Here is a 23,165-nt window from a genome sequence, read left to right on the forward strand (position 1 = left end):
CGAGGCCACCGACTGGACGTTGGTCGAAGCTTCTTCCGACGCTCCGGCAACCGTGGTCGCCAGACGCTGCGAACGGTCGGCCGTCGACGTCAGCGTCGAGGCGGAGGCCTCGAGCTGGGTCGAAGCCGACGACACGGTCTGGACGATCTCGCCGATCATGGTTTCGAATTCGCGGGTGATGTTGTCGACGCGACGGCCGCGCTCGATCTTGGCTTCGGCGTCAGCGGCGGCGGCCTCGTCCGCGGCCTTCTTGGCGATCAGCGCTTCCTTGAAGATCTGGAGCACGTCGGCCATGGCCCCGATTTCGGTCTTCTCGCCGCGATGCGGGACGTCGGCGGAGAGATCGCCCTTGCCCAGGGCCTGCATGGGGTCGATGATCGAGTTGATGCCCTTCGAGACGTCCTGAACCAGGTAGAAGCTCACGGCAATGCCGGCGATGACGGCGGCGCCCAGGATGATCGCGACCAGCATGAAGGCGTAGTAGAAGGTATCGGCAGCCTCCGCGGCGGCCTGTTCGCCGCCCTTGGTGTTGAGTTCGATGTCCTTGGTCAGAACCTCGTCCGCCGCCAGACCGATCTTGTTGACCGTCTTGGAGTTCAGCTCCTGGGCGTCGTGCGGGACCTTGCCGGCCTCCTTGCGGGAGATCGCGAAGACTTCCTCGGTGCCCTTCTTGTAGTCGTCCCAGAGCTTGGACCAGTCGCTGTAGAGTTTCCTCTCCTCCGGCGAGCTGATCATCCCCTCGTAATTCTTGCGCATCTTGGCGAGCGCCTCGAGCACCGTCGCGGCGGTCTTCTCCGTCGCGAGCTTGTCCTCGAGGGTCTCGGCCAGCATGTGCTGGCGCACCACGTTGCGGTAGGTGATGACGCTCGCGCGCAGATCACCGATCGCGCGGACGCTCGGCATCCAATTCGTGGTGATGTCGATCGTGTTGGCGTTGATCGTCCGCATCTTCATGACGGCAAGCAGACCCATGCCGGTCATCGCGATCAGCAGGAACGCCACGACACTGATGATTTTGGCGCGGATGGAGATGGTGGCGAACATAGCAGGTCTCTTTGCGTTGGCGCGGCGGCGCGTCGGAAAATCGTGGATCAACCAAAACAAGCGGCGCCGACGCTCAACGACAAAGCGACTGAACGATTGTTGACTACGGCCCCGCGCGAGTACGGAAACCGAAAGAAGTGAACGGGGGACTAAGAATGTCCTGCGCTCAGCGCATGAGCCTAAGCGCATTGGAGAAAAACTCGGGCCCGCCGAAGTTTCCGGACTTCAAAGCGAGCAGCATGTCGCCCGCTTCGGCACCGACGGCACGCAGCACCGGAACGCCTGCGGCGATCTCCGCGCCAACCAGGAAGCCTGGTATCTGAAGGCGATCGACGACCGCGCCGGAGGTCTCGCCGCCGGCGACGATCAAGCGCCGAACGCCTGATTTGACTAGGTTTTCCGCGATGTCGGCCATCGCCTGCTCGATCGCGTGACCGGCGGCGTCGCGGCCGTGGCGAGCCTGCAGCGCGGCGACCTGATCCGGTGTCGAGCTCGACGCGATCAGCAGCGGGCCTTCGGCCAGACGGGGCCTTGCCCAGTCCAGCGCACGCTGCGTCTCGCTTGGTCCCGTAAGAATACGGTCCGGATCGAGATGGAGCACCGGCATGACCTTTTCGGCGCTGGCGATCTGCTTCAGCGTCGCCTGCGAGCAGCTTCCGGCAAGGCATGCCGCCGTCCCGCCGACCGCCGCGCCGGCTTCAGCACTCGCCGCAGCGGGCTTGACCTTGCCGGTCGAGACCAGAGCGCGCGCCAGTCCAAGGCCGATGCCGGAGGCACCGACCGACAGGCGGTGCTCACCGGCGACAAGGCCGATGGTCTCGAGGTCGCGGTCGAAGACGGCGTCGATGACGGCGGCGCCGATGCCCTGGGCCGCAAGCTCGGCTAGCCGCGCCCGCACGGCATCCGCGCCGCGCGCGACGGTCGCGAGATCGACGAGTCCTATCTGCGTCTTGCTCTGACGCGCGAGCACGCGCACTAGGTTGGAATCATGCATCGGGTTGAGCGGATGGTCCTTCAACGGGCTCTCGTTCAGCGGCACGGCGCCGACGAAGAGATTGCCCTGGTAGACGGTGCGGCCGGTCTCCGGAAACGCCGGCGTCACCAGCACGGCTCCCTCGCCGCAATCGGCGCGCAGCGCGTCCATGACGGGGCCGATATTGCCGGCGTCGGTGGAATCGAAGGTCGAGCAGATCTTGAACAGCACATGGCGCGCGCCGCGGCTGCGCAGCCATTTGTCCGCCGCGCGCGAGCGCGACACCGCAAGGCCGGCCTCGATCGAGCGGCTCTTCAGCGACACCACGACGGCGTCGACCTCGGGCAGCGCGAGATCATCCGAGGGCACACCGATGGTCTGCACCGTGCGCAGGCCCGCGCGCATCAGCGTGTTGGCGAGATCGGAGGCGCCGGTGTAATCGTCGGCGATGCAGCCAAGAGAAATGTCAGCTGCAAGGGTCACGGCTTCACTCCAGCGTAGGGCTTGAACCAGGCGAGGCCGTCGGTGGTCTTGCTGCGCGGATTGTACTCGCAGCCGACGAAGCCGGCATAGCCGAGCCGGTCGAGCTCCGCGAACAGGAACGGATAGTTCAGCTCCTCGCCGTCGGGCTCGTTGCGCGAGGGAATGCTGGCGATCTGGACATGGCCGACGATCGGCATCATCTCGCGCAGCCGCATGGTGACGTCGCCGTGGATGATCTGGCAGTGATAGATGTCGAACTGGAGCTTGAGGTTCGCAAGCCTCAGCTCCTGGATCAGATCGCGGGCGAAGCCGAAATCGTTGAGGAAGTAGCCGGGCACGTTGCGCGCGTTGATCGGCTCGATCACGACGTCGATGCCGTGGGGCGCGAAGAACTCCGCGGTCCATGCCACGGATTTGTAGAAGGCCTCGATCGCGACGCGCTCGCCGCGGTTGGCGATGCCTGCCATCAGATGCAGGCGCTTCACGCCCGTCGCCTTGGCGTAAGGCAGCGCCGTCTCCAGGCTCGCCTTAAGATCGGAGAACCGCGCCGGCAACGCCGCAAAGCCTTTCTCGCCGGCATTCCAGTCGCCCGGCGGCAGGTTGAACAGCGCCTGCGTCAGGCCGTTGCGCTTGAGACGCTCGCCGACCGCCTCGGCCGGGTGCTCGTACGGAAAGAGAAACTCGACCGCGGTGAAGCCGGCTTGCGCGGCGGCATCGAAACGATCGAGGAACGGCACCTCGGTGAACATCATCGAGAGATTGGCGGCAAAGCGGGGCATGGGGGTCCTCTTCGTTACTTGTCGCCAGGAAGCTTCACGCCGGTGACCTGCGCATACATGCGCGCGACCGAGGCGTCGTCATCGCGGCCCATGCCGGCGGCAGCGGTCATCAAGAACATCTGCAGGGCGGCGGCCGAGACCGGCACGGGAAATCGGGCGCTGCGCGCCATGTCCTGGATGATGCCGAGATCCTTGACGAAGATCTCGACGGCACTGCGCGGCGTGTAATCGCCGTCCAGCACGTGCGGCATGCGGTTCTCGAACATCCAGGAATTGCCGGCGGACGCGGTGATCACTTCATAGACCTTGCGGATGTCGAGGCCCTGCTTGGCCGCGAATGCCATCGCTTCCGATGCGGCGGCGATGTGCACACCGGCAAGCAACTGGTTGATCATCTTGAAGGCGGCGCCTTGGCCGGCGGCATCGCCGAGCTCGTAGAGTTTCGCGGCCATGGCATCGAGCGCCGGCCGGGCCTTTGCGAACGCGGCGGCGCTGCCGGAGGCCAAAATCGTCAGCTCGCCTTGTGCGGCGCGCTGCGCGCCGCCGGAGATGGGCGCATCGAGATAATGCCGGCCGGTCGCCTCCAGCTGCTTGGCGAGGCGCCGCGCCACTTCGGGATCCATGGTGGCGGAGGAAACGAACACACTGCCCTTCGGCATGGTCTCGGCGGCCCCGTCCTTGCCGAACAGGATCGCCTCGGTCTGGGCGGCGTTGACCACCACGCTGACGACGATGTCGGCGTCCCTGGCCGCCTCGGCCGGGGTGTTGGCGCCTGCCCCGCCGTCCTTCACGAAGCGCGCCACTGCGTCAGCCGAAACATCACAGCCGGTAACCGCGCGGCCGGCGCGCTTCAGCGAGGTCGCCATGCCAAACCCCATCGAGCCGAGCCCGATGACGGCGATACGCTGATTTTGTAGCGTGGAGGCGGACATATGCAACTGACCCCTGCGAACGTTTCCTGGATGGCCCGCCTTTGCGGCGGCTCGGCGAACCGATAACACGGCTTGGCCGCGCTGCCAAAGCGTGAGACAAGCGGACATGACGGCCATGAGAACCGACACGAGCAACGAGACAAGGCTGCGCGAGGATATCTGCCGCTTCGGACGATCCCTGTTCGAGCGCGGGCTGACGCCGGGCTCGTCCGGCAACATCAGCGTCCGCCTGGACGGCGGCGGCTGGCTGGTGACGCCGACCAATGCTTCGCTCGGCTTCCTCGATCCCGCAAAGCTGTCGCGGCTGGACGATCAGGCCCGGCTGGTGTCGGGAGATGCGCCCACGAAGGAAGTTCCGCTGCACACCGCGCTCTACGACACGCGCGGCAGTGCACGCGCGATCGTGCATCTGCACTCCACCCATTCGGTCGCGCTCTCGATGCTGCCCGAGGTCGACCCGCGGGCGGCGCTGCCGCCGATGACGGCCTATTATCTGATGAAATGTGGCGCCACCGCGCTCGTGCCTTATTATCGCCCCGGCGACCCCGCGGTCGCCGATGCGATCAAGGGCCTGGCGGGGAAATATTCATCCGTGCTGCTCGCCAATCACGGCCCGGTCGTCGCCGGCGACACGCTGGAAGCCGCGGTGTTCGCGACGGAGGAGCTGGAGGAGACGGCGAAGCTGTACCTGCTGCTGCGCGGGATGAACCCGCGGTATCTGTCGCCGGAGCAGGTGACGGATCTGGCGAAGGTGTTCGGGGTGACGCTGCCGGAGCATGGGCACGGGCATTAGACGCCCCCGCTGTCATGCGCCGCGAAGGCGGGGAATCCAGTACGCCGCGGCTTCTCGACTCAATTACAACGGCCTCTGGAATACTGGATCGTCCGCCTGCGCGGACGATGACACCGACAGTGTGGGACGACTGTGCCCAACACACTTCGCCGCTACAGCCCCAGATACGCCTTCCTCACATCCGGATTGCCTTTGATCTCCGCGGCCGGGCCCTGCATCAGCACGCGGCCGGTTTGCAGGATGTAGGCACGGTCGGCGATCTCCAGACACTCGGCCATGCGCTGCTCGACGATCAGGACGGTCATGCCGCTGTCGCGGATCAGCTTCACCGCCTGAAAGATCTCGTCGACCAGCTTCGGCATGATGCCCTGCGACGGCTCGTCCAGCATCAGCAGCCGCGGGCGCGTCATCAGCGCGCGGCCGATCGCGAGCATCTGCTGCTCGCCGCCGGAGAGCGTCTCGGCGCGCTGGTCGAGGCGTTCGGCGAGGCGCGGAAACAGCTTGAAGACGAGATCGAGCGGCGCCTCGCGGTCGGCCTCGCCGCGATACAGGTAGCTGCCGAGGCGAAGATTGTCGCGTACCGACAGACGCGGGAACAGGCGGCGATTCTCCGGCACATAGGCGATGCCGGCCGCCGTGATGTGATGCTGCGCCATGCCGTTGATCTGCTTGCCGTCGAAGGTCACGCTGCCCGAGCGCGGACGCTCGGCACCGGCGATCGACTTCAGCAAAGTCGACTTGCCGGCACCGTTGGCACCGGCGACGCAAACGATCTCACCCTTGGTGACCTCGATACTGACCGCGGAGATCGCGACCAGACCCTGATAGGCGGTCGTGACTTCACGCACCGACAGCATGACGATCTCCCAGATATGCCTTGATCACCTTGGGATCGCGGACCACGTCGGCGGGCTTGCCCTCGACCAGGACCTTGCCGAGGTCGAGCACGATGGCGCGGTCGACCAGCGGCATCACGATCTCCATGACGTGCTCGACCATCAGCACGGTGATCCCGGCATCGCGCACCTTGCGAACCAGTGCAACGCCGGTCTGCGCCTCGGTCGGCGTGAGGCCGGTGAGGACTTCGTCGAGCAGCAGCAGCTTCGGCTCGGTCGCGAGCGCTCGGGCGACTTCGAGGCGGCGCTTCTCGGCCGGCACGAGGTCGCTGGCGAGCACGTCCGCGCGCGCGGCAAGGCCGGTGAACTCGAGCACCTCATGCGCCTTGCGACGGGCCTCGCGCATCACGGTGTTGCGCACGAGAGCACCGACGATGACGTTGTCGATGACGGTCATGGTCTCGAAGCTCTTGACCACCTGGAAAGTGCGCCCGACGCCGCGCTGGCAACGCGCGGCCGCCGGCAGGCGGGTGACGTCCTCGCCGTCGAATAGAATCGAGCCTTGCGTCGGCGGCAAGACGCCGGCGATGAGATTGAACAGCGTCGACTTGCCGGCGCCGTTGGGGCCGATCAGGCCGACGATCTCGCCGCGGCCGACCGAGATCGAGACGTCGCTGTTGGCAACGAGGCCGCCGAATCGCTGCCAGACGCCGCGGGTTTCGAGAAGCGCGGTCATCGGGAAACTCCCGTCTTCTTCGGGCGCGCGAACAGGCTGAGCAGCCCCCGCGGCAACGCCAGCGAGATCAGGACGATCAGCGTGCCGTAGACGATGAGGTCGACACCGCGCCCGGAACCGCCGAACTTGAAGCGCGTCAGCTCGGTCAATGGGATCAGGATGGCGGCCCCCAACACCGGCCCCCACAGGGTGCCGATCCCACCGAGCACGGCGGGCAGCGCCATCAACAGCGAAAACTGGAAGCCCATCACGCTTTCAGGGTCGATGTAGGATACGAACTGGGCGTAGAAGCTACCGCCGACCGCGACCAGAAAGGCGGAGACCGCGGCCGCGCCCATCTTGGAGTTGAACACGTCGACGCCGAGACTCTCGGCCGCGTCCGGATTGTCCTTCACCGCGCGCCACCAGAAGCCCCACTTGGAATCTTCCAGCCACCAGGTGACGAACCAGGCGAGACAGCACAGCGCCAGTGCGAAATAGAAGTACGGCAGCTTGGTGCGCAGGAACTGGAATTTCAGCCAGCTGTCGCCGCGGATCGGGATGGTGATGCCCATCGCGGCACCGGCCCATTCCCAGTTGTGGAACAGGAGCAGGCCGATCTCGGCGATGACGATGGTGGCGATGACGAAGTAATGGCCACGCAGGCGGAAGAAGGGATAGCCGAGCCCCATCGCGATCAGCGCCGACACCACGCCGCCCGCCAGCATGCCGAACCAGGGCAGCACGCCGAACTTCATGAACAGCAGCTCGGTGGTGTAGGCTCCCAGGCCGAAATAGAGCGCGTGGCCGAGCGAGATCTGCCCGCAATAGCCGGACAGGATGTTCCAGCTCTGCGACAGTCCCGCATACATCAGCGTCAGGATCAGGATGTTCTGGACGACGACGTCCTTCACGAACAACGGCGTCAGCGCGGCGATGGCGGCCAGCACCGCGGCGATGATGAGGTCGCGGCGGCGCCGCGCTGCAAAATCCTTGTCCATCAGATCGATCCGAACAGGCCGCGCGGGCGGATGAAGACGACCAGCAGATAGACCGCGTAGATGCCGACCGATTTCAGCGACGGCGGCAGCACCAGCGCGGTGACCGCTTCGACGAGGCCGACGATGATGCCGCCCGCGAACGCGCCGAACACGCTGCCGAAGCCGCCGAGCGCCACGGTGACGTAGGCGATCAGCGCAAAGGACGCGCCGACATCGGGATAGATGTAGAAGAACACCGCCATGATCGCACCGGCGAGACCGACCAGCGCGGCGCCGAGGCCCCAGCCGAACGCGAACACGCGATTCTTGTCGATGCCGACCAGCGCGACCGCACCGGGATCTTCGCGGGTCGCTTCCAGCGCACGGCCGAAATCGGTGCGGTGGATGAAGAAATAGAGACCGGCGAAAGCCGCGATCGACACCAGCGCGCCGACCAGTTGCGGCTCCGGCAGGAAGATGCCGGCGATCGAGATGGTTTTGCCGCCGAGCCAGGACTGCGGAATGCTGCGATAGTCCGGCGTGAAGAAGTATTGCGCGAGGCCGCGCATGACGATGGCGAGGCCGAAGGTGGTGAAGATCTGCACCATGCCGGCATTGGCCTTGGCCCGCATCGCGAAGCGAACAATCAGCAGGTAGACCACCGCTCCGAAGATGAAGAGCGCCGCGGCGACCAACGGCGCCGACAGCAAGGGGTCGATCGCGAAGAACGCGAACAGGAAGAACGACAGGTACATCGCGATCATCAGGAACTCGCCATGGGCGAAATTCGTGACGTCCATCAGGCCGAAGATCAGCGCAAGGCCGACGGCGATCAGTCCGTAGAGCAGGCCCATGAGCAGGCCGCTCGCGAGACTCTGGATAATGGCTTGGGCTGTCAAAAGTCTGTCCCCCGAAATCAATCCTCATCCCGAGAAGCGCGCACCAGCGCGCGTCTCGAAGGATGGCCCAGCCCTCGTCCTTCGAGACGCGGGCTGTGCCCGCTCCTCAGGATGAGGGCGGGAGCTACGTCTGAGCTCCCGCGTCCAAGTCTTGCTTCCCAGTCCTACTTCATCGGCCAGACCGCTTCCGCGATTGCGGCCTGCGGCGGGAAGATGGTGACGAACTTGCCGCCGATATATTGCAGCAGCACCGGATCGGCATCGTTGTTCTGGCCCATCTCGTCGAACTTGACGCGCTTCCAGGGCATGATGGTCTGCTCGCCCGGAATGTCGGTCGCCGCCAGCGCATCGCGGATCTTCTCGCCGTCGGTCGACTTGGCGCGGCTGATGGCGTCCGCCAGGATGATCAGGCCCATGAACTGGCGCGAGGTGAGGTCGTTGAAGTCCTTGCCCGATCGCGCCTTGAACATGTCATTGATCTTGCCGACCATCGGGCGCTTCTGCGCGAGGTCGAGCGAGAAGGTGCCGCGCGAGATCACGCCTTCGAGCTTGTCGCCGACGGCATCATAGAGCGCCTTCTCGGAGAAGCCGGCGTCCTGCGCCACGATCGCATTCGGCTTGTAGCCGAGCTCGGCCATGGTCTTGACCAGGAGGATGCCGTCGGTGGTGTAGCTCGAGGGCATCAGCACGTCGGCGTTCGCGGATTTGAGCTGCTGCACCTCGGCCGAGAGCGAGGGCGAATTGGCGCGATACTTGATGTCGGTGACGATCTTGTAGGCGCGCTCGCCGGCGATCTTGGCCTGGGCATTGCCGGAATCGGTGCCGAAGATGGTGTCCTCGTGGAACAGCGACAGCGTCTCGATCTTGGTGCCCTTCTTCTTCATGGCGTCGAAGAAGTCGAACATGGCGGCCGAGTACATCTCGTCGTGCGGCGCGGCGCGGAAATAATATTTCAGGCCGCGGCGATGCAGGCTGGGCGAGGAATTGTCGGCGGAGACGAACGGGACCTGATAGCGCTCGCAGATCTGGCTGACGGTGACGGCGACTGCGCTCTGGTAGGTGCCGATGATGGCGGAGACCTTCTCCTGCGTGATCAGGCGCTCGGCCTCGGCACGACCCTTCTGCGGATCGGCCTGGTGGTCGGCGAACACGAGGCGGACCTTTGCACCGCCAAGGCCGGGAAGGCCTTCGCCCTTGGCCAGCGGCAGGTCGAAATCGGTATCCTTGTTGATGACTTCGAGCGCGGTCTCATAGGCCTTCTGCGCGTCGACGCCCTGCTGCGCGCTGCCGCCGGAGAACGGATAGATCACGCCGATGACGACTTCCGAGGTCTGTGCGCGGGCGGCGAGCGGCATCAGCGCTGCGGTGGCGGTGGCACCTAACAACACGTCGCGGCGAGTGATCGTCATGGCAGAATCCTCTGTTACTGAATTGCGGCTGATCGAATGAAGCGATTAACGGATGCGGTAAAGCTCGAACAAGCAGCAGATGCTGCCTACTATATCACGGCCATGGTCCTGTTCTTGAGATCCGTCACCAGCATCAGGCCGGGCGAATGCGTGATCGCGAACGGAAGCTTGGCCGCGTTGATCACCGATTGCGGCGTCACACCGCAGGCCCAGAACACCGGAATCTCGTCGTCGGCCACCGGCACCGGATCGCCATAGTCGGGCTTGGCAATGTCCTTGATGCCGATCAGGTGCGGATGACCGAGATGCACGGGCGCCCCGTGCACGGCGGGGTAGCGCGAGGTGATCTGCACCGCGCGGATCGCGTCCGCGGGCTTGAACGGGCGCATCGACACCACCATGGGGCCGGCGAACGGACCGGCCTCGCCGCAGGCGATGTTGGTGCGGTACATCGGCACGCGCACATTGTGCTCGATGTGGCGGATCGGCATGCCCTCGTCGAGCAGCGCCTCTTCGAACGAGAACGAGCAGCCGAGCACGAAAGTCACGAGATCGTCGCGCCAATGCTTCGTCACATCGGTCGGCTCGTCCACCACCTCGCCGTCGCGCCAGACACGGTAGCGGGGCACATCGGTACGGATGTCGAGATCGGCGCCGAGCGAAGGGATGAAAGGACTGCCGACGTCGGACATGCCGATGATCGGGCACGGCTTCGGATTGAGCTGGCAGAAGCGGTGAAAGGCGCCGGCATATTCGGCCGGCAGGATCGCCAGATTGCCCTGAACGAAACCAGGGGCGGCGCCGGCGGTGGAAGCGACCAGCCCTTCGCGATAGGCGAGCCGGGCCTTGCGGCTCGGGAGGGTGTCGGGCGTTTCAGTTTGCTGCGTTGCCACCAAAACAGTCATGAGAGCGACCTGCCTATAAACTCGACAAAGACAGCCAACACCAAGCGTGCTATAAAGTCTAATCGTCGTTTCTAATCAATCTCGATAAATATAATTTATCGACTGGGAAAATCCTTCCAATGCTGGACTTCAGGTCGATCGAGACGTTCCTCTGGGTTGTGAAGCTCGGCAGCTTTCGAGGCGCCGCCCAGCGCCTCAACACGACGCAGCCGGCGATCTCCCAGCGCATCGCCCAGCTCGAGCGCGAGATGGGCGTGAAGCTCCTCAATCGCGATCATCGCGTGGCTTCGCCGACCCCGAGCGGCCGGCAGATGATGGTCTATGCGGAGAAACTGATCGGCCTGCGCGCGCAGATGATGGCGGAGATCGGCGACCGCTCGGCAATGCGCGGCGTGATGCGGCTCGGCGTTGCCGAGACCATCGTGCACACCTGGCTGCCGCGCCTCGTGAAGAGCGTCAACCAGGTCTATCCGAACCTGTCGCTGGAGATCGAAGTCGACATCACGCCGAACCTGACCGCGCGCCTGCTCGCGCAGGAGATCGAGCTTGCGTTCGTCGTCGGGCCGCTATCCGCCTCCGGCGTGCACAACCGCGTGCTCGCCGATTATCCGATCGGGTTTCTCGCAAGTCCCTCGCTCGGCCTCGGCAAGGGCCCGGTGACGCCGGCGGAGCTCGCGCGGTTTCCGATCATCACCTTTCCCCGCAAGACCAAGCCCTACGAGGTCGTGCGCGAGGTGTTCGACCGGCCCGAACTGCCGCCGATCCGCCTGCATGCCTCCGCTTCGCTGGCCACCGTCATCCACATGGCGGTCGAGGGGCTCGGCGTCGCCGTGATCCCCGATGCCATCGTCGAGAACGAGCTCGCCGACGGGCGGCTGCAATTGCTCGACACCGATCTTGCCATTGCGCCGCTGACCTTCACCGCAAGCTGGCTCGCCTCGCCCGACGTCGTCGCGGTGGAGCGCGTCGCCGAGCTTGCACGGCAGATTGCGCAGAGCAGCCTCGCGGTTGACGCGCCCGCGCTGGCGGGTCATTGAAAAAGGCGCCGGACAATCGAGAGACCCACCGCATGAGCCGAGCCGTCACGAACCTGCAAATCGATTCTGCCCGCCTGTGGGGCTCCATCCACGAGACCGCGCAATTCGGCGCGACCGCCAAGGGCGGCGTGCGGCGGCTGACGCTGAGCGCCGAGGACAAGCAGGTGCGCGACTGGTTCCGCAAGGCCTGCGAGGACGCCGGCCTCGAGGTGCACACCGACGCGCTGGGATCGCAGTTCGGCCTGCGCAAGGGGCGCGACATGTCGAAGCTGCCGGTCGGCATCGGCTCGCATCTCGACACCCAGCCGACCGGCGGCAAGTATGACGGCATCCTGGGCACGCTGGGCGCGCTGGAAGTGATCCGCACGCTGAACGATGCCGGCATCGAGACCGACGCGCCGATCTGCGTCGTCAACTGGACCAACGAGGAAGGCTCGCGCTTCGCGCCTGCGATGATGGCCTCCGCGGCCTATGTCGGCGATTTTACCACCGATGACATTTTGTCGCGCAAGGACATCGACGGCACCACCGTCAGCCAGGCGCTCGACAGCATCGGCTATCGCGGCGACAAGCCGGTCGGCTTCCAGAAGCTCGGCTGCTTTGTCGAGCTGCACATCGAGCAGGGTCCGATCCTGGAGGCCGAGGGCAAGACCATCGGCGTCGTCGATTCCGGCCAGGGCGTGCTCTGGTACGACGGCAAGATTTCCGGCTTCGAGAGCCATGCGGGCTCGACGCCGATGCCGCTGCGCCGCGATGCGCTGGCGACGCTCTCCGAGATCGTGCTTGCGATGGAAGCCGTCGCGAAGAAGCACGGGCCGAACGCGGTGGGCACCATCGGCGAGGCCGTGATCGCAAACCCCTCGCGCAACGTCATTCCCGGCGAGATCGCCTTCACCATGGATTGCCGCAGCGCCGATGCCGCCATCATGGACGCGCTCGACCGCGATCTGCGCACAGCGATTGCCGAGATCTCCGCGCGCCGCAGGGTCGAGGTGAAGATCGACCTGGTCTGGCGCAAGCCGCCGACCCATTTCGATCCCAAGCTCATTGCGGCGGTCGAGAGCGCGGCGAAGACGCTCGGCTATTCCTCGCGCCGCATCACCTCCGGCGCCGGCCACGACGCCTGCAACCTCAATACCATCATCCCGGCCGCGATGGTGTTCGTGCCCTGCAAGGACGGCATCAGCCACAACGAGCTGGAGGACGCGACGCAACCCGACTGCGCCGCCGGCACCAACGTTCTCATGCATACCGTGCTGGCGATCGCCGGCGTCGCGTCCTGACCGGAGAGAGCCATGCGCGGAGTTTTCGTCGACGCCAACGAGGCCCTCGCCGCGATCATGGAGCGGCTGGAGAAGCCCGGTGATCCCAAGGTGCGGATCAACCGGGATCCCGACATCAAGCCGGAGCAATATCCGGAAGTTCTCGGCGGCGCCGAGATCGCGATCGTCGACCACACCGCGCTGCCGACCGAGGTCGCGAAGAAGTGCCCAGGGTTGAAGCACGTCGTATTCCTCGGCACCGGCGCGCGCAGCTATATGAACCCGGAGGAGCTTAGCCAGCTCGGCATCTCCGTGCATCTGATCAAGGGCTACGGCGACACGGCGGTCGCGGAATCCGCGATCGCGCTGATGTGGGCCTCGGCGCGCGTCATCGCGATGATGGACCGCGAGATGCGCGCGGGCAGCTGGCTGCGCGAGGACGGCATGCAGCTCACCGGCAAGACGCTCGGCTTGATCGGCTTCGGCGGCATCGCAGCCGAGGTCGCGCGCATCGCGTCCGGCAGCGGCATGAAGGTGATCGCATGGAACCGCTCGCCGAAGAGCCATCCGGGCGTCGAGTTCACCGATCTCGATACGGTGCTGGCCAGAAGCGACGTCGTGTCGCTGCATCTGCTGCTCAACGACGAGACGCGCGGCATGATCACGCGCGACAAGATCGCGAAGATGAAGCCGGGCGTCATTCTCGTCAACACCGCCCGCGCCGCCATCGTCGACGAGCAGGCGATGATCGATGCGCTGAAGTCGGGCCATATCCGCCATGCCGGCCTCGACGTCTTCAACATCGAGCCGCTGCCTGCGGATCATCCGCTGACCAGGATTCCGAACGTGACGCTGTCGGCGCATTCGGCCTTCCGCACGCCGGAGGCGAGCGAGAACCTGATTGAAGCGGCATGGATCCATTGCCGCCGGATCGTGAATTCGTAGGTGGGTTAGCCCTGCAGATGCGCGAAGCGCATCAGCGGGGCGTAACCCGCCGCCGTCTATTTTCGCGGAGACAGAAGAGGTGGATTACGCTTCGCTAACCCACCCTACGCTTCCCGCCATATCGTGAAGGGACAAGAGCTACGACAATGGCCGACTACCGCACCATCAAGGCAGAGCCACTCACCAACGCCATCCGCGCCATTGTCAAAGCCGGCGGTTCCTCGGACCGCGAGGCCGAGCTGGTGTCCACCAATCTCGTCGAGGCCAATCTCAAGGGCCACGACTCCCACGGCGTCGGCATGATCCCGCGCTACGTCCAGAGCGTCACCAATGGCGGTCTCGCCGTGAATGCGCACGTCAAGGTCGTGCTCGACACCGGCCCGCTTCTCACCCTCGACGGCCTCACCGGCTACGGCCAGGTGATCGGCCATGAAGCGATGGAGCTGGCGGCCGAACGCGCCAAGAAGAACGGCGTGTGCCTCGTCGGCCTCTCCAACTCACACCATATCGGCCGCATCGGCCATTGGGCCGAGCAGTGCATCGACCACGGGCTGGTCTCGATCCACTTCGTCAACGTGATCTCGCGCCCGATCGTGGCGCCCTGGGGCGGCAGCGATCCGCGCCACGGCACCAACCCGTTCTGCGTCGGCATCCCGCGCAGGGGCAAAGAGCCGATCGTGCTCGACTTCGCCACCAGCCGGATCGCGCAAGGCAAGACCCGCGTTGCCCACAACAAGGGCGTCGCGCTCGAGCCCGGCACCATCATCGACAATGAAGGCAAGCCCACGACCAACCCGCGCTACACCGTGATCCCGCCCTACGGCGCCATCCTGCCTTTCGGCGAGCACAAGGGTTCGGGGCTCGCGCTGGTTTGCGAGATCCTCGGCGGCGCGCTCTCCGGCGGGCAGGTGGTCAAGGGCCCGTCCGACGGCAAGTACAACGTCCTCAACGGCATGCTCTCGATCGTGATCGATCCCGGCAAGCTCGGCACCGGCGAAAACCTCGCGCGCGAGGTCGAAAGTTTTGTCGCCTGGCATACCGGCTCACCGCCGGCGCCTGGCGTCGAGAAGGTCAAGATCGCCGGCGAGCCCGAACGCGAGACCAAGAGGAAGCGCCTCGCCGAAGGCATTCCAGTCGATCCGACCACCTGGCAGGAGATCATCGAGGCCGCAAAGAAGTTCGGGCTGGACCAGGCGGCGATCGAGAAGATCGTCAGCTAGCAAGAACGATACAAATCGCTCGGCATCATCCCGGCCTCCTGCACAGTCGCGCAGGGCGATATGGACTGATGCGAAGCTCCCGGAGCGGATTTGAACCGGTCTGCGTCGTCTTGCGACAACGCGGATATCCCGGTCCCCATCCGCCCCCGAGGTTTACATGTTCTCACGTCTCGCAAAGCTCGTGTCCGGCTCGACCGAGCCGTCACTCGCGGCCGACTTCCACCGGCAACGGCTCGCGATCTATGAAAGCGAGCTGGGCGAGCCCGAGCATACCATCACTGACAGCGCCGATCGCCGCATCGACATCCACGCCTTTGGCCGCGACTTCGTGCCGGCGTGCCAGGAGGGCTCCGACGAAGGCTACGTCCTGCTCACCAACGGCATGAGCGAGCAACGGATGCCGGGGGTGCGTGGGGATTCGAAGCTTCGTGCCGAGCTGATGTGGTACGTCCGCGAGCCGACGCCGGATGTTTGCGACAATTTGCGCTGGCTCGCCAATTTGCCGTTCATCGACACGACCTGGTTCGGCTTCGGTCACCGCGTCGCGTTGCCGAGGCCGCCGGTTGCCGGAACGGAGTTCCAGACGTTCTTGTTTCTCACTCCGATCATCGGCCCCGACAAGAGCATCGCCGAGACGCTGGAGATCGCGGGCGATCCCGTGGAGATCCTGACAGTGAACCTGATCTCGGATCGGGAGCTCGGGCTCATCAAGTCCAGGGGGCTCGATCCGTTCCTCGACCTGCTCGACGAGAACGACTATCCGCCGATCTTCGATCCGGCGCGGAAGTCGTATGTGTAGCAAACACCGCCGTCGTCCCGGACAAGCGCAGCGAAGCGGAGCGCTGATCCGGGACCTATAACCACAGGGAGTGGTTTGACGAAGACTCACGGTTACCAGTTCACGCAACAACCTCTGCCTGGGGTTATGGGTCCCTGCTTTCGCAGGGACGACAGCAGAGTTTTGTCGCGGCGCCGGCGCTAGCTAGCCTTTCACCTCAATCCACCATATCCGCGACCGCCTTGCCGCACGCCGTGGTGTCGGCATTGCCGCCGAGATCCTTGGTGCGCAGCGTGCGTTCGGCGAGCGTGCGCTCGATCGCATCGACGATCGACTTGCCGGCGACCTTCTCGCCGAGATGCTCCAGCATCATCGCGCCCGACCAGATCGCGCCGATCGGGTTGGCGATGCCCTGCCCTGCGATGTCGGGCGCCGAGCCGTGCACCGGCTCGAACACCGACGGAAAATCACCCTCGGGATTGATGTTGCCCGACGGCGCGATGCCGATGGTGCCGGTGCAGGCCGGGCCGAGGTCGGAGAGGATGTCGCCAAACAGGTTGGAGCCGACCACGACGTCGAACCAGTCCGGATGCAGCACGAAGTTCGCGGTCAGGATGTCGATGTGGTACTTGTCCCACTTCACGCCCGGAAACTTCTTGGCCATCGCCTCCACGCGTTCGTCCCAATAGGGCATGGTGATGGAGATGCCGTTGGACTTGGTCGCGGAGGTCAGGTGCTTCTTCGGCCGCGACTGGGCAAGCTCGAAGGCAAACTTCAGGATGCGGTCGACGCCGGTGCGGGTCATCACCGTCTGCTGCGTCACGAACTCGCGGTCGGTGTCCGGGAACATGCGGCCGCCGACGGAGGAATACTCGCCTTCGGTGTTCTCGCGCACCACCCAGAAATCGATGTCGCCGGGCTTGCGGCCTGCCAGCGGCGACGGCACGCCGGGCATCAGCCGCACCGGGCGCAGATTCACATACTGGTCGAACTCCCGGCGAAACTTGATCAGCGAGCCCCACAGCGAGACGTGATCCGGAATCTTCGCCGGCCAACCGACCGCACCGAAATAGATCGCGTCGTGCTTGCCGATCTTCTCCTTCCAGTCGTCGGGCATCATCTGACCGTGCTTCTCGTAATAGTCCCAGGACGAGAAGTCGAAATGGTCGAAATGAAGGGAGACCCCGTGCTTCTTCGCCGCAGCCTCCAGGACGCGCAGGCCCTCGGGCATCACTTCCTTGCCGATGCCATCGCCGGGAATAACCGCGATCCGGTATTGTTTCTTGCTCATCGAGAACGTCCTTGATTGGTCCGGCAGCCGCCGTCTTTTTGACCGCACTGCAATGGACCAAACGCAGCGGCAGTGCAACGCTGCACTGCAATGTTGACCGTGGCGCGGCCGAGCGCCTACTGATTTGATCCTGTTCCCATCCCGCGAGTAACCCCTCATGGATCTGCATCTGCGTGGCAAGCGCGTCCTGATCACTGGCGCGTCCAAGGGCATTGGCGCCGCCGCGGCCGAGGCGTTTGCCGAGGAAGGCGCAAACCTCCTGCTCGCTGCCCGCAGCGGCGACCAGCTCACGGTGCTGGCCGAGCGCCTGCGCTCCGCGCACCAGATCGACGCCGCAACCAGCGTCGTCGATCTGCGCAGGCCAGAGGATTTGGCGCGGCTCGCCAGGGAGGCCGCCGACATCGACGTGCTCGTCAACAATGCCGGCGACATCCCCGGCGGCTCGATCGACAAGATCGACGAAGCCACCTGGCGGCACGCCTGGGAATTGAAGGTGTTCGGCTATATCAACCTGACGCGGCAGATCTACGCACAGATGAAAGCGAAGGGCGGCGGCGTGATCGTCAACGACATCGGTGCTGCCGGCGAAAAGTTCGACGCCAACTACGTCTGCGGCAGCACCGGCAATGCCGCCCTGATGGCCTTCACCCGCGCGCTCGGCGGCAAAAGCCTTGCCGACAATATCCGCGTGGTCGGCATCAATCCCGGCCCTGTCGGCACCGATCGCCACGTCACGCTGCTGAAGACGCGGGCCAAGCACCAGCTCGGCGACGAAAGCCGCTACAAGGAATTCCAGAAGAGCCTGCCGCTCGGGCGGCCTGCGCATGCGCGCGAGATCGGCGACCTCATGGCATTCCTGGCCTCGGATCGCGCGGGGTATACGTCGGGCGTGATCTACACGGTGGACGGCGGCATCAGCGCCGGCTGGGGTTGAGTATTGCCGCCATTGCGAGCGCAGCGAAGCAATCCAGAAATGCCTCCGGAGCAACCAGCCTGGATTGCTTCGTCGCTTCGCTCCTCGCAATGACGAGCCTGGCATAGACATAGGAGTAAAGTAATTGTCTCAAGACCTGATCCGCCAAACCGCTTGCGCCGTCGTCGACAAGCTGCGCTCCGGCGACGTCTCGCCGCTCGAGCTGCTCGATGTGCTGGAGAAGCGCATCAGTGAGGTCGACGGCAAGGTCAATGCGCTGCCGACACTCTGTTTCGACCGCGCGCGCGATAGCGCCAAGGCCTTGATGCGCAAGCCCGCCGGCGCGCGGGGGCTGCTCGCGGGCCTACCGCTGCCGATCAAGGATCTGACCGACGTCGCGGGCGTCCTCAACACGCAGGGCTCGCCGATCTTCAAGGACAATATCCCCGCAAAGTCGGACCTCATGGTCGAGAACCTCGAGGCCAATGGCGCGGTGGTCTACGCCAAATCCAACACGCCGGAGTTCGGCGCCGGCGCCAACACCTTCAACGAGGTGTTCGGCGCGACGCTCAATCCCTGGGATACGACGCGGTCCGCGGCGGGCTCTTCCGGCGGCGCAGCGGTGGCGCTGGCGACCGGCATGGCCTGGCTCGCGCAGGGCTCCGACATGGGCGGTTCGTTGCGCAGCCCGGCGGCCTTCTGCGGCATCGTGGGCATGCGGCCGAGCATCGGCCGCGTCGCCCATACGCCGAAAGCGGGCATCGATCGCAATCTCGGCGTGCAGGGCCCGATGGCCCGCAACGTGGAGGATCTCGCGCTGCTGCTCGATGCCATGAGCGGCGACTATGCCGACGATCCGCTGTCGCTGCCGGCGCCCGCGACCTCGTTCCTGTCGGCGGCGCAGGCGGGCAGGAAGCCGAAGCGCATCGCCTACTCGCCCGATCTCGGCATCACCCCCGTCGATCCCGAAGTGAAAGCGATCACGCGCAAGGCGGCGGAGCGCTTCGCCGAAGCCGGCGCCATCGTCGAGGAGGCGCATCCGGACTGGCGCGAGGCGCATGAATGCTTCCACGTGCTGCGCGCCTTCGATTTTGCGATCAGCAAGGCCAATCTGCTGAGGACCAAGCGCGACCTGCTCAAGCCCGAGGTGATCTGGAACATCGAGGAAGGCCTCAAGCTCACGGTCGAGCAGCTCGAGCGCGCCCAGGCGCAGCGCGTCGGCATGACCGCGCGGGCGGTCGAGTTCTTCAAGACCTACGATCTGCTGCTGACGCCGACCACGATCGTGCCGCCCTTCCCGATCGAGCACCGCTACGTCGCCGAATGCGCCGGCAAGAGGTTCGACAATTACGTCGAGTGGCTCGGCATCGTCTACGCCATCACGCTCGCCTGCTGCCCATCGCTGTCGCTGCCGTGCGGGTTCACGGCGTCCGGCCTGCCGATCGGCGTGCAGGTCGTCGGTGCCCCTCGCGCGGACGCGCAGGTGCTCGCGGGTGCGAAGGTGCTAGAGGATATTCTGGGCCTGCGCGGAACGACGCCGATCGATCCGAAGGTGAAGAAGTAATCTCACTCTCATGCCCCAGACGCAGCGCAGCGCCTCTTCGGCGGTGCGCTGCTGAGCCGGGGCCCATCCTTCCACGACTTCCCGTGCATCTTCTGGGTCCCGGCTCTGCGGCGCGGCACTGATGCGCTGCACCTTGTCCGGAACACGAGACCTACCTCCCCCTCGTCGCCTCCAGGCTGCGGCTGTAGCGCGACATCGCGAAGCAGAACACGAAGTAGATCGCTGCGACGAAGATGTAGACTTCGACCGAGAACTGCTGCCAGGCAGGATCGATGATCGCGGTCTTTGCCGTCGTCAACAGATCGAAGATGCCGATGATGAGGACCAAGCTGGTGTCCTTGAAGAAGGCGATGAAGGTGTTGACCAGCGGCGGGATCACGTGGCGGATCGCCTGCGGCAGGACGATCAGGCGGTGCTTGCGCCAATAGGACAGCCCGAGCGCCTCGGCGGCTTCATACTGGCCGCGCGGCACGGCCTGCAGGCCGCCGCGGACGACTTCGGCAAGGTAGGCACCCGCGAACAGGATGATCGCGATCTGCGCCCGCAGCAGCTTGTCGATGTTGAAGCCGCTGGGCATGAACAGCGGGAACATCACGCTCGCCATGAACAGCAGGCTCACCAGCGGCACGCCGCGGATCAGCTCGACATAGAGCACGCTCAGCGAGCGGATCGCCGGCAGCTTCGAGCGCCGGCCGAGCGCGACGAGGATCCCGAGCGGAAAGCCGAATGCGAGGCCGAACGTCGCCAGGATCAGCGTCACCGGCAGGCCGCCCCAGCGATCCTGCGACACGTAGGAGAGCCCAAGCACTCCGCCCCACATCAAGACGCTGATCAGCGCGAGCGCGCCGATCCAGAGATAGATCAATTCGCGCCGCCAGAAGGCGCGGCGGGTCGAGAGATAGAACAATGCGATGAACAGCAGCACCGAAAGCGCCGGCCGCCACTGTTCGTCGAACGGATAGGTGCCGAACAGGATGAAGCGGTACTTCTCGGGGATGATCGCCCAGCAGGCGCCGACGCCGCGGACCGCGCGGCAGGCGCTGGAGTCGTTTACCGGTGTCAGCCAGACGGCGTTGGCAATGCCCCACTGCGCGAAGCTGAATGCGGCCTTCGCGAGAATCGCGAGCAGCACGATCGAAAGAATGCCGTTCGGGATCGACGAGAACAAGTTGGTGCGCAGCCAGCGCGACACCGGATTGCCCGTTTGCGGGCGGCGAGCGGCGCGGGGCGCATCGGGGATGTCGGCGATCACAGTCATGCTCAGCGCTCCACCAACGCGATGCGTGCGTTGTACCAGTTCATGAAGAAGCTGATGGACAGGCTGATGGTCAGGAACACCGCCATGATCAAGGCGATCGCCTCGATCGCCTGCCCGGTCTGGTTCAGCGTGGTGTTGGCGATCGAGACCACGTCCTGGTAGCCGATCGCGACCGCGAGCGAGGAGTTCTTGGTCAGGTTGAGATACTGGCTCGTCATCGGCGGCACGATCACGCGCAGCGCCTGCGGCAGGATGATCTGCCGCAGCATGAAGCTGCGGCGGAGACCAAGCGCATTGGCGGCGTCCCACTGACCGCGCGGCACCGACTGGATGCCGCTGCGCACGATCTCGGCGATGAAGGCCGACGTGTAGGTCACGAGTGCGATCAGCAGCGCGAAATATTCCGGGGCAAGCGTCAGCCCGCCGACGAAATTGAAGCCGCGCAACTCCGGCCATTCGATCGTCCAGGGCACGCGAAGCAGCAACGAAAGAGCTGCCGGCACCACGACGATGAGGCCGAGCGCAAACGGCCACGCCGGTCGCGGCTTGCCGTCGCGCATCTGCCGGGCGACGAGCCGTCTCCTGACGACATAGAACACGGCGCATCCGAGCACCGCGGTAGCGAGCACCCAAAGCTGCAACGGGCCGATCGGAATGGCCGGCAGGATCAGGCCGCGATTGGACAGGAACACGCCCTCGACCGGCCGCCACGCCGCGCGCGCGGCCGGCAGCGCCTGCATCAGCACGTACCAGAACAGGAGTTGAAGCAGCAGCGGGATGTCGCGGAGCGTCTCGACATAGACCGCGGCGAGCCGCGACAGCAGCCAGTTGGCGGACAGGCGCGAGATGCCGATCAGCGTGCCCAGGACCGTCGCGAGCACGATCCCGATCACGGCGACGCGCAGGGTGTTGGCGACGCCGACGACGAAAGCCCAGAGGTAGCTGTCCCTCGGATTATAGGCGAGCAGGCTGTCGGCGATGGGCATGCCGGCCTCGCGGCCGAGAAAGGCAAAGCCGGTCGTGATACGGCGGGCCGAGAGGTTGGTGACGGTGTTGGACCAGAGAAAGCCGACCACCGCGAGCGCGATCCCGACCACCAGCACCTGCCAGAACAGGCCTTGCAACTCGCGGCGCCCCCATGTGCCGAACATGCGGCGCGGCGGCGGTCTCCGAGCGTCCGTGGTCACAGCGCAGGAATCCTTCTCAAGGGAGCGACGACTTCCGGCAAGGCACGTCAACTGTTGCACCGATCTAAAATTCATGCAACAAATGTTTCATGGTCGAGCCCGCAAAATCCTCGCCGCTGAGCGAACTGCGCATTGCATTGCCATCGCTCCCGATGCGGCTGCAGGAGGTCGGTCGCTTCGTCGCCGCCAACGACTACGACGCCACCACGCGCTCGATGCGCGACCTCGCGGCGGAAGCCGGCGCCGATCCCGCCGCATTCACGCGCCTTGCCAAGGCGATCGGCTATTCGGGCTGGGACGAATTGCGCGCGGCGCTGACCGAAGCGCGGCGGCCATCGCAGATCTCCCCCTTCTCCGGTCGCGCCAGAGGCCGTCGGCCCGGACCGAATTCCGATGTCGCGCTCGTCACCGACAAGCTGGAGGCTGAGGCCGCGGGCCTTCCGCGAATCCCCGCCCAGCCGATTGTGGAGGCGGCCCGTGCGTTGCATCAGGCCAAGCGGATCTGGATCGCGGGCTATCGGAGTTGCCGCAGCGTTGCGGAGCTCCTGAACTACGAGCTGCGGCTGTTCCGTCCCGAGCAGGTTCAGCTCGTCGGAACGTCAGGCCCCGACGATCTCGACCTCGGCGCTATCAGGCCCGGCGAGGCCGTTATCGTCATCGGCTTCCTGCCCTACACCCATGCGAGCGTCCGCGTCGCGCAGGCCGCTCATCGCAGCGGCGCGACGCTGATCGCGATCGCGGATAATTCGTCGGCGCCGATGGCCGAGGGCGCCGACCACGTGCTGCTGTTCGAGGCGGCGTCCTCGCCCGGCTTCTTCCCGAGCCTCACCGGTGCGGTCGCGATCGCGCAGTCGCTGGCGGCCGTGACGTTCTCGCTCGGCGGCGCTGCGGCGAAGAAGCGCCTGGAGAATACCGAGGCGCGCCTCGCCGCGGCCTCTACCTACGTCTCAGAGAAAGGTTGA

Annotated in this window: 22 protein-coding genes; 9 read left to right on the forward strand and 13 right to left on the reverse strand. The window is 65.3% G+C overall.

Annotated features, from left to right (window positions below):
• The 4 genes from CO669_RS08765 to ltnD form a co-directional block, all read right to left on the reverse strand.
• A partial coding sequence (locus CO669_RS08765) for an MCP four helix bundle domain-containing protein (protein ID WP_143278648.1) occupies positions 1–1,044 on the reverse strand: 1,044 nt, incomplete at its 3' end.
• Between the two features lie 166 nt (positions 1,045–1,210).
• A complete protein-coding gene (gene otnK, locus CO669_RS08770; protein ID WP_097659412.1) occupies positions 1,211–2,500 on the reverse strand; it encodes a 3-oxo-tetronate kinase in 1,290 nt (429 codons plus the stop codon).
• Positions 2,497–3,279, reverse strand: a complete 783-nt coding sequence (gene otnI, locus CO669_RS08775) for a 2-oxo-tetronate isomerase (protein ID WP_097659413.1) — start codon at positions 3,277–3,279, stop codon at positions 2,497–2,499. Before otnI ends, otnK begins: the two co-directional genes overlap by 4 nt.
• A gap of 14 nt (positions 3,280–3,293) precedes the next feature.
• Entirely contained in the window at positions 3,294–4,430 is a 1,137-nt protein-coding gene (gene ltnD, locus CO669_RS08780) for an L-threonate dehydrogenase (RefSeq protein WP_349627005.1), read from the reverse strand.
• Between ltnD and otnC the strand changes: the two genes are divergently transcribed.
• Positions 4,318–5,004 (forward strand): 3-oxo-tetronate 4-phosphate decarboxylase, encoded by a 687-nt coding sequence (otnC, locus tag CO669_RS08785; RefSeq protein ID WP_198963912.1) that lies wholly within the window; start codon positions 4,318–4,320, stop codon positions 5,002–5,004. The two genes, ltnD and otnC, sit on opposite strands and share 113 nt — an antisense overlap.
• 152 nt (positions 5,005–5,156) lie before the next feature.
• Here otnC and CO669_RS08790 read toward each other — a convergent pair whose 3' ends face one another.
• From CO669_RS08790 to CO669_RS08815, 6 genes are all read right to left on the reverse strand, one after another.
• Entirely contained in the window at positions 5,157–5,861 is a 705-nt protein-coding gene (locus tag CO669_RS08790) for an ABC transporter ATP-binding protein (protein WP_097659416.1), read from the reverse strand.
• Positions 5,845–6,576 carry an ABC transporter ATP-binding protein gene (locus CO669_RS08795; RefSeq protein ID WP_097659417.1) on the reverse strand — a complete coding sequence of 244 codons (732 nt, stop codon included), beginning with the start codon at positions 6,574–6,576 and terminating at the stop codon, positions 5,845–5,847. The genes CO669_RS08790 and CO669_RS08795 overlap by 17 nt, the downstream gene beginning before the upstream one ends.
• Positions 6,573–7,556, reverse strand: coding sequence for a branched-chain amino acid ABC transporter permease (locus CO669_RS08800; RefSeq protein WP_097659418.1), 984 nt, complete (start codon positions 7,554–7,556; stop codon positions 6,573–6,575). Before CO669_RS08800 ends, CO669_RS08795 begins: the two co-directional genes overlap by 4 nt.
• The gene (locus CO669_RS08805) at positions 7,556–8,434 is read right to left on the reverse strand and encodes a branched-chain amino acid ABC transporter permease (RefSeq protein WP_097659419.1); all 879 of its coding nucleotides are present in this window, start codon (positions 8,432–8,434) and stop codon (positions 7,556–7,558) included. Before CO669_RS08805 ends, CO669_RS08800 begins: the two co-directional genes overlap by 1 nt.
• A 164-nt stretch (positions 8,435–8,598) precedes the next feature.
• Entirely contained in the window at positions 8,599–9,843 is a 1,245-nt protein-coding gene (locus tag CO669_RS08810) for an ABC transporter substrate-binding protein (RefSeq protein ID WP_097659420.1), read from the reverse strand.
• Between the two features lie 89 nt (positions 9,844–9,932).
• Complete coding sequence (locus CO669_RS08815; RefSeq protein WP_097659421.1) at positions 9,933–10,748, reverse strand: putative hydro-lyase; 816 nt, start codon at positions 10,746–10,748, stop codon at positions 9,933–9,935.
• A gap of 119 nt (positions 10,749–10,867) precedes the next feature.
• Between CO669_RS08815 and CO669_RS08820 the strand changes: the two genes are divergently transcribed.
• The 5 genes from CO669_RS08820 to CO669_RS08840 all read left to right on the forward strand — a co-directional run bounded on the left by CO669_RS08820 (position 10,868) and on the right by CO669_RS08840 (position 16,011).
• Positions 10,868–11,785: a LysR family transcriptional regulator gene (locus CO669_RS08820; RefSeq protein ID WP_097659422.1), complete on the forward strand. Its 918-nt coding sequence runs from the start codon at positions 10,868–10,870 to the stop codon at positions 11,783–11,785.
• Between the two features lie 32 nt (positions 11,786–11,817).
• Positions 11,818–13,068, forward strand: coding sequence for a Zn-dependent hydrolase (locus tag CO669_RS08825; protein WP_097659423.1), 1,251 nt, complete (start codon positions 11,818–11,820; stop codon positions 13,066–13,068).
• Positions 13,069–13,080: 12 nt separating this feature from the next.
• Positions 13,081–13,992 (forward strand): NAD(P)-dependent oxidoreductase, encoded by a 912-nt coding sequence (locus CO669_RS08830; RefSeq protein ID WP_097659424.1) that lies wholly within the window; start codon positions 13,081–13,083, stop codon positions 13,990–13,992.
• Between the two features lie 146 nt (positions 13,993–14,138).
• The gene (locus CO669_RS08835) at positions 14,139–15,212 is read left to right on the forward strand and encodes a malate/lactate/ureidoglycolate dehydrogenase (protein ID WP_097659425.1); all 1,074 of its coding nucleotides are present in this window, start codon (positions 14,139–14,141) and stop codon (positions 15,210–15,212) included.
• Positions 15,213–15,369: 157 nt separating this feature from the next.
• Complete coding sequence (locus CO669_RS08840; RefSeq protein WP_097659426.1) at positions 15,370–16,011, forward strand: suppressor of fused domain protein; 642 nt, start codon at positions 15,370–15,372, stop codon at positions 16,009–16,011.
• 196 nt (positions 16,012–16,207) lie between these two features.
• On the opposite strand, the gene CO669_RS08845 is transcribed toward CO669_RS08840, so the two are convergent.
• Positions 16,208–17,281: a tartrate dehydrogenase gene (locus CO669_RS08845; RefSeq protein WP_097659427.1), complete on the reverse strand. Its 1,074-nt coding sequence runs from the start codon at positions 17,279–17,281 to the stop codon at positions 16,208–16,210.
• Positions 17,282–17,438: 157 nt separating this feature from the next.
• Here CO669_RS08845 and CO669_RS08850 point away from each other — a divergent pair, with 157 nt between their 5' ends.
• Together CO669_RS08850 and CO669_RS08855 are read left to right on the forward strand one after the other, a co-directional pair.
• Positions 17,439–18,215 (forward strand): SDR family oxidoreductase, encoded by a 777-nt coding sequence (locus CO669_RS08850; protein WP_097659428.1) that lies wholly within the window; start codon positions 17,439–17,441, stop codon positions 18,213–18,215.
• A gap of 124 nt (positions 18,216–18,339) precedes the next feature.
• On the forward strand, positions 18,340–19,758 hold the full coding sequence (locus tag CO669_RS08855) for an amidase (protein WP_097659429.1): 1,419 nt from the start codon (positions 18,340–18,342) through the stop codon (positions 19,756–19,758).
• A gap of 151 nt (positions 19,759–19,909) precedes the next feature.
• Here the strand turns inward: CO669_RS08855 and CO669_RS08860 are convergent, their stop codons facing one another.
• Positions 19,910–21,016 carry an amino acid ABC transporter permease gene (locus CO669_RS08860; protein ID WP_097659430.1) on the reverse strand — a complete coding sequence of 369 codons (1,107 nt, stop codon included), beginning with the start codon at positions 21,014–21,016 and terminating at the stop codon, positions 19,910–19,912.
• 2 nt (positions 21,017–21,018) lie between these two features.
• Complete coding sequence (locus tag CO669_RS08865; RefSeq protein WP_097659431.1) at positions 21,019–22,203, reverse strand: amino acid ABC transporter permease; 1,185 nt, start codon at positions 22,201–22,203, stop codon at positions 21,019–21,021.
• Positions 22,204–22,292: 89 nt separating this feature from the next.
• On the opposite strand from CO669_RS08865, the gene CO669_RS08870 reads away from it, so the two are divergent.
• Complete coding sequence (locus CO669_RS08870; RefSeq protein ID WP_097659432.1) at positions 22,293–23,165, forward strand: MurR/RpiR family transcriptional regulator; 873 nt, start codon at positions 22,293–22,295, stop codon at positions 23,163–23,165.

It is taken from the genome of Bradyrhizobium sp. Y36, from assembly GCF_002531575.1.
Lineage (GTDB): Bacteria > Pseudomonadota > Alphaproteobacteria > Rhizobiales > Xanthobacteraceae > Bradyrhizobium.